Origin of the sequence: Bacillus sp. ISL-4 (assembly GCF_018613275.1) — a bacterium.
Taxonomy (GTDB): domain Bacteria; phylum Bacillota; class Bacilli; order Bacillales; family DSM-1321; genus Peribacillus; species Peribacillus simplex_E.
Map to the genome: position 1 here is coordinate 225393 of NZ_JAGGQN010000020.1, position 7470 is coordinate 232862.

Genomic DNA, 7470 nt, shown 5'->3' on the forward strand with positions numbered 1-7470 from the left:
GCAGATTAGGCTTTTACATCCATCACTTCATAAAAGCTGGAGATGGGTTAATATAGCCTGTTATCCTTTCCTTACTCATTAGCATGTTTTATATGCTAACAATCGTTCAGTTTCTAAATTATATAGATTTTTGCCGTTTCACATGTGCCACTACTACTCCTGCATAAGGTCTTAAATTGTTTTTTCAAAGCTGAATGGAGGCCAGTTGGACGAGCATTACAATATAGGCTTCACTTTAAAACAGATAAGAATTCGCTTACCTATTAAGGCGGTTATCCTTCGTTATCAAACATGCCAATGTAAACGGCATTGTTGAAAACAATTGGCCCCTAAGTAAAGTCTGTGTTATTGAACTTCCTAACGATGATATTTGGAATTCGAATAATCATCATTGGAAAACGATACTAAGCGGCATTAGCTTCAACGCTTAGTTTATGACACCACAACTAAAATATTGAACTAGTATTTCAATATATAAATTTGATGAAACCTTTTCCTTTATGGACAATTTAATCATTCAAACTAAGATCCCCTTAAAACATTGAAAAATTGCAAAAAAATATGTTATTATTGCCGTTTCTAATTACTAGGAAGCGGTTTTTTCTCCTATTCCATCCGGAGAACCTGAAAATTTGTCATGAATTTATTTTATGGAATGAAACTAATCGAATATTTTAAAATCCTAAGGGGTGGACGAACCGCTAATTTTGGTGTATAAAAAGTCTAGATATTAAACTTGGTAGACTTCTTCCTACTTTAATAAAGACGAAGTACATTCACTTCCTGTATATTGTGAGCCACCATCAGCATAAAGAATGTATTTCTAAGTTCCCGGGGAACGTTGAATACACCTTTAATCTATTTCATCCAAAGTAATTTATCGATGCATTTGATAATTAACATATGTAATATACTAATGGTCATTAGCATATTTCAACCTATCCTGACCATTAATATTGGTTTTTTTCAGATTTCCACCCTAAAGAAAGCCACTATAGACAAATAAATAATAAGATTCTCTACATTATTTATTTTGTGAGGTTCTTCCACTTAAGCCTATCAGGCCTATATAAGTTGGTTAATACTTAAGTTAACCAATCGGTCCGTATGTTTTTTGATATCTCATCCACTCTCTTAATTCTACTAACATCTTTTCATAAGTTGGAACTTGGTATTTAAAATCAGATCTACTATTCTTTATGGTTCGATCCAGAACTTTATTTGAATTCGGAATGATTTCCACATCATTTTTTTCAAAGATTTCAGAAATCAATTTTAATAAGGCCGCTTTAGAAATCTTTTCGTCTGAACCCAGATGATACAACCCAGTAATGTTCTTTTGAATCATCGTGTCCAGTGCCTTAGCCAGTTCAAGAGTCGTTACACCATTCCATAGCACTTTTTCGTATCCTTTTATTTCTCCCTTTTGCTTCATGAACCAAAGAAATAAACCAATTCCATTTTCTTTTAGTTCCGGGCCTATTATGGAGGTCCGTATAGTCAAATGTTTTTCACTAATGATTTCTCCCAAATGTTTTGATTGGCCATAAATTGTGGAACTGTCGGGGACATCATCCTCAGTATAATCACCTTTTATACCAGAAAATACACAATCTGTACTGATATGAATCAATTTTCCATTATTGCGTTCGGTCAATTTAACAAGCTGATGGGGAAAAACACTGTTAACCTGAAAAGCGAGTTTCGTATTATCACTAGCATGCTCATTTAAAATGCCGATACAATTAATCGTAATTTCAGGTTTAACTTTATCGATGATTTCCTCTAGACTCGTTAAATCGGTTACATCCAGATATAGACCATTTTTATCATTCGGATCCCTTGACGTATATGTCACCTGATAATTCGGGCCTTGTGTGAAATACTCTTTTATTACATGGCCTGCCATCCCCTGTCCACCAAGGACTAGTACCTTCATGTTAAATAAAGCCCCCTTGCTTTAACATTTCCTTAATCTGGGCTTTATCCATTAGTCCTGTTCCAGAGTTATAGTCTTCTAAACTAACCGGCTGGTATTTAGAGTAATGTTCTTTTATCCCATCTATATGAATGGATGGAAGTATTACATAATATTCATCGTCATAGGCAATCGCCGTTGTGCTCTCATATTCTGAAAGCAGGATCTCATGGATTTTTTCTCCTGGTCTTATTCCTAGAATTTCAACCTCTACATTTTCTTTATTAGAAGCATCCATTAATACTTGGGCAAGATCAATAATTTTACAGGACGGCATTTTCATTACGAAAATTTCTCCGCCAATGCTTTCAAAGGTTGCCTTAAATACCAATTTAATCGCTTCTTCAATGGTTAAAAAGAATCTCGTCATGTTTAAGTCGGTTATCCCGATTTTTCCCTTTTCTTCAATTTGCTTTTTAAAAACGTGAATGACACTTCCATTTGTGCCCAGCACGTTTCCGCCCCTGATACAAACAAATCTTGTTTTGGTGTTTAATGTATTAGCGTGTATGATCAGTCTTTCGGCCATTGCCTTTGATAGACCATAAAAATTGGATGGATTCGATGCCTTGTCTGTAGAAATGTTTACAACCGAATGTACATTACAGCTTATAGCGGCTTCTATAACATTCTGTGTTCCAATTACGTTCGTCTTTAAAGCTTCAATGGGTTGATCTTCACATACAGGAACATGCTTTAACGCTGCCAAGTGGAAAATATAATCAACACCTTGGCAAGCTTCCAATAAAGCTTCCTTCTCTTTTACATCCCCGATTATGAAATGTAATTTCGGATTATTATCAAACTCTTGCTTCATTGTAAATTGATTGGACTCATTTCTTGAAAAAATCCGTATTTCACTCGGTTCAAAATCTAATAACTGCTTAACCAATTCATATCCCCATGAGCCTGTACCGCCTGTTACCAAGATTGTTCGATCTTTAATCAATTTCATGGCCTCCCAGTATTATTTTAAGTACTTTATCTGAAACGTTTTTATGGTCGTAACCTTCTGGAAAAGTCCAGTCTTTTTGCTGGCTAACCATAACCTTCACACAATTGACGATTTGTTTAGCGTCAATTCCTGATAACATATTGCTGCCCGACTCAATGGTTTCTGGCCTTTCCGTTGTTTTTCGTATCGTAACTGTCGGTACATGGAACAAACAACATTCCTCTTGAACGGTTCCACTATCGGTCAGCACACAAAAAGCGTTTTTTTCAAGTTTTACGAAATCAAAGAAACCAAATGGCTCATGAAATTCAATTAATGGATGCACTTCTAATTTGGGACTGAGTTCAATGCGGGATTTTGTCCGGGGATGTAAACTGCATATGATTCTTTTTTGATAGGTTTCGGCAACTAAATTAATGCCCTTCATTATCTCCAGCAAACGGTCTTCATGGTCAACATTTTCGGCACGATGAATGGTAACGAGGAAATAATCTTCCTTATCCAAATTCCTTTTGTCCAAGATTAAACTTTGCTCGATTTCATTATCGTAATGGTTCAAGACCTCGTAAATGGGGTTTCCCGATAAATATATTTTGTTACTCGGGATACCTTCCTTCAAGAGATTTTCTTTACTTTGAGGAGTATATGGTAAATTAAAGCTTGAAACAGCATCAATAATACGACGATTTTTTTCCTCAGGCACCTCCAAGTCAAAACAACGGTTCCCTGCTTCCATATGAATAACCGGTATGCCCATTCTTTCTGCTAAGATAGAGCTGAGTCCGGAGTTTGTATCCCCCAACACTAATATTTTGTCGGGCTTTTCAGTTAATAGGATGACCTCTAATTTTTTAAATATGGCCGCTAACTGTTCACCAAGAGTTTGCTGTTGATTCAACAAGACATAATCAGGGGTTCGTACCTTTAGCTGTTGGAAGAATATTTCACTTAAGGATGCGGTGAAATTTTGTCCAGTGTGCACTAGAATATGTGAATCGGCATATTGATCCAGTTTCTTTATAATTAGACTTAATCTGATGATTTCAGGTCGAGTCCCTAAAATAGTCATTACTTTCACGATTTACACTCCTTAATCTTTTCTGGTTTATGGCCTCACCGTCTACCCTTATTGTATGCACAGCCAATCCTATTGTTATAGGCTATCCTATTAGATTTCGCCTCAATTTGTTCATAGAAATATTAATTGAAAATTATGTTTTTATAGAGATCATTATTGATTGAACTCCACCCTATTCTATTTAAAAAGCTATATGTCCTTGTGAGGACATATAGCTTTTTATCATTTTTGAAATTGTAATTGATGCAGATTGGCAAAAATGCCCCCCTGTTTAAGTAAGTCATCGTGACCGCCCTCTTCAGCAATTCCTTCTTCCGTTACTACCACGATCTTGTCAGCGTTTCGAATGGTTGCCAAACGGTGTGCGATGATTAACGTAGTTCTGTTTTCAGCTAGTTCAGTAAGAGCCTGCTGAATTATTCTTTCCGTTTCAGTATCGAGTGCAGAGGTTGCCTCATCGAGAATTAATATTGGCGGATTTTTCAAAAACATCCTTGCTATTGCAATCCTTTGTTTTTGTCCTCCCGATAATTTTAAGCCGCGTTCACCTATTTGAGTCTCATAGCCTTCCGGAAGGCCTTCAATGAAAGTCTCCAAATGGGCTTTCCTTGCGGCTTTTTGAATTTGTTCATCCGATGCGTCAAGCATTCCATACGCAATGTTCTCTTTTACAGTTCCTGTAAAAAGAAACACGTCTTGCTGGACAATGCCAATTTGTGATCGCAATGACTTTTTCGTCATCTCACGAATATCAATTCCATCAATGGAAATCGAGCCGGCATTAACATCATAAAATCGTGGGATCAATGAACATATAGTCGTTTTCCCGGCTCCTGAAGGCCCGACAAAAGCGATGGTTTCACCCGCTTTAACTGTTAGATCAATACCTTTTAAAACCGGCTTTTTATCTTCATAGTTAAAAGAAACGTCTTTAAAGGAAATATCGCCCAAAAGGGTGGTTACTTCTATTGCATCCTTTTTATCCACGACATCAGGCGCGACATCCAGAAGTTCCGTAAAACGCTTAAAGCCAGCCATCCCTTTTGGATAGAGTTCCATCAACGCACTGATTTTGTCGATCGGTTTAAATAATACGTTAACGTATAAGACGAAAGCAACCAGTTCACCATAAGAGAGCTGCCCATGAAATGTTAGCCAAGCTCCTATCACCAACACGGCAAGGGTCATAAACCTCGTCATCATGTAAATGCCTGATAAGCTAAAGGACATTACCTTATATCCAAGAAGTTTCGCTTTACGGAATCTGCGATTATTAGTAGAAAATCTTTTCATTTCATATGTTTCATTAGTAAAGGATTGGACAACCCTCACCCCTGAGACGCTATCTTCCACACGGGCATTTACATCTGCAACTTCTGTATACATTTTCTTCCAGGCTTTATTCATCTTTAAGTTACTTATGACAATTAACAAAACGAGGAACGGTAAAATACAAACCGATATGAGTGCCAATTTCACATTGATCGTCAACATAATCCAAAATGCACCTATAAAAGTCATGAAGGCAATGAATAAATCTTCGGGACCATGGTGAGCAAGTTCACCAATATCGAACAGATCATTGGTTATGCGGCTCATGATATGGCCGGTTTTCGTGTTATCAAAAAAACGAAAAGATTGTTTTTGCACATGCTCAAATAATTCCTCACGCATATCAGTCTCAATATTGATACCCAATTTGTGACCCCAATACCCTACGATGAACTGTAAAAAGGTACTAATGATATATATGAGGAACAAACCGGCACTTACCGAAACAATTGCAGACCAATCGTCGCCAGGCAGCAGTGTATCTATAAACCACTGAACGGCTAGCGGAAATGCAAGTTCAAGTACAGCCACGACCACTGCACTGAAGAAATCAATAATGAATAACCGCTTATGCGGCAGGTAATATGAAGCAAAACGTCGAATCATCAAATTTTTCTCCTTTTTTACATATATTAAGGAGTATAATTCCATATTCAATATTCAGCAAGCATTTCAGAACCCCCATTTTCATATTATGGTAAAATTATCTATATAAAACAGCCCAACCCGGCTCATGCAATCTATTAAATTAAGGAGTGAATCCAGTGTAAAAAAATAACCATTCTAAATATCCATGAACTTTATTTTCTTAAAAGGATGGTATTCATGAAAACCACATCGTTTCGATGCCTTTGGATAGGTCAGGCGTTTGCAAATCTAGGGGATATATTTTATGTAGTCGGGTTGATTTCACTATTATATACCTTGACGGGATCTGCCTTTTATTTGAGTTTGCTTCCGTTCACTACAACGATTTTTCGGTTTTTCAGCAGTTTACTTGCCCCCCTTGTCATCGACAGGTTTCCTTTAAAAAGAATCCTTGTACAATCTCAATGGTGGAAAACTATCTTACTCGTTTGCCTAGGAATCTATATAACAAATTTCAATCATGATTTTTCTGTTGCCGTCATTCTCTTCATTGCCTTGATATCATTATTGGATGGAGTCGCAGCCCCGGTCAGTGCAGCTTTGGTTCCTCAATTAGTTCCAAAAGATAAACGGATGAAAGCGAATGGTTTCTTAAATGTGATCACCCAGACCATCTTTGTTGCAGGATGGCCACTAGGTTCCGTCTTATTGATAAGCACCAACAGCAGCTTCATCATTTGGCTTACTGTCATGCTTTTTGCCGTTTCTACGATCTATACAGTGAGAATCGAAATCGCAGAACAAACGACGGACTCTGTTGCTCCGACAAACTGGGGTTCCATTAAATCCGGATGGGTTGCGATTCGCCAAATCCCAACTATCCGTACACTCATTTCCATTGATTTTATAACTACTTTAGCTTCAAGCGTGTGGGTGGCTGCCGTTTCTATTTATATGTAGAACAGAATCTACAACTTGGTGAGGAGTGGTGGGGATACATTAACACAAGCTACTTTGTCGGCATGATTTTCAGTGGATTGATCGTCATCCGTTTTGCCAAGTTACTAGAAAAATATATTGGATTCTTCATCACTTTCGGGCTATTTTTAAGTTCACTGCTGATCTTGCTTTTTGGAACTACCAGTATTCCAGCTTTGGCTTTGCTGCTGGCATGCCTGTACGGCCTCCCAGAACAAATCCGGGAAATAATCTACACCAAGCTATTCCAAGACCATGCAACGGAAAAGACTCTTGCAAAAATTTATGCCGTTTGGGGAGCGGTCATCAATCTTACATTTGCCGGATCTGTCTTACTATTAGGCTATATATCGGAAACATACAGTGTCAAAACAACGTTCCAATTTTCTTCCACCCTGATATTCCTTGCCTTTCTTTATGCAACGTTTAAAAGGAAGGACCTACAAGGGGGAAAATGTGATCAATCATCGTCAAGTCAGTCATCTAATATTCCAAGATGATGCATTTCTTTTGATTCAACATAAAAAAGGAACCTTGGTTTTTGAAGTGAACCCAAAAAGT

Annotated in this window: 6 protein-coding genes; 2 read left to right on the top strand and 4 right to left on the bottom strand. The window is 37.4% G+C overall.

Annotated features, from left to right (window positions below; translation table 11 throughout):
• Positions 1-1090: 1090 nt before the first annotated feature.
• From J7J00_RS16630 to J7J00_RS16645, 4 genes are all read right to left on the bottom strand, one after another.
• The gene (locus tag J7J00_RS16630) at positions 1091-1939 is read right to left on the bottom strand and encodes a dTDP-4-dehydrorhamnose reductase family protein (protein ID WP_214792298.1); all 849 of its coding nucleotides are present in this window, start codon (positions 1937-1939) and stop codon (positions 1091-1093) included.
• A 1-nt stretch (position 1940) separates the two neighbouring features.
• Positions 1941-2927, bottom strand: coding sequence for a polysaccharide biosynthesis protein (locus J7J00_RS16635; protein ID WP_214792300.1), 987 nt, complete (start codon positions 2925-2927; stop codon positions 1941-1943).
• The gene (gene wecB, locus J7J00_RS16640) at positions 2920-4011 is read right to left on the bottom strand and encodes a non-hydrolyzing UDP-N-acetylglucosamine 2-epimerase (protein ID WP_214792302.1); all 1092 of its coding nucleotides are present in this window, start codon (positions 4009-4011) and stop codon (positions 2920-2922) included. Before wecB ends, J7J00_RS16635 begins: the two co-directional genes overlap by 8 nt.
• A 222-nt stretch (positions 4012-4233) precedes the next feature.
• Entirely contained in the window at positions 4234-5949 is a 1716-nt protein-coding gene (locus J7J00_RS16645; protein ID WP_214792304.1) for an ABC transporter ATP-binding protein, read from the bottom strand.
• A 219-nt stretch (positions 5950-6168) separates the two neighbouring features.
• Between J7J00_RS16645 and J7J00_RS16650 the strand changes: the two genes are divergently transcribed.
• Positions 6169-6891, top strand: coding sequence for an MFS transporter (locus J7J00_RS16650; protein WP_214792306.1), 723 nt, complete (start codon positions 6169-6171; stop codon positions 6889-6891).
• On the top strand, positions 6861-7409 hold the full coding sequence (locus J7J00_RS16655; RefSeq protein ID WP_309487185.1) for an MFS transporter: 549 nt from the start codon (positions 6861-6863) through the stop codon (positions 7407-7409). The genes J7J00_RS16650 and J7J00_RS16655 overlap by 31 nt, the downstream gene beginning before the upstream one ends.
• Positions 7410-7470 lie beyond the last annotated feature (61 nt).

Coding starts and splice junctions, on each gene's coding strand:
- J7J00_RS16645 (WP_214792304.1), bottom strand. CDS start 5,949: ATGATTCGACGTTTTGCTTCATATTACCTGCCGCATAAGCGGTTATTC.
- J7J00_RS16630 (WP_214792298.1), bottom strand. CDS start 1,939: ATGAAGGTACTAGTCCTTGGTGGACAGGGGATGGCAGGCCATGTAATA.
- J7J00_RS16650 (WP_214792306.1), top strand. CDS start 6,169: ATGAAAACCACATCGTTTCGATGCCTTTGGATAGGTCAGGCGTTTGCA.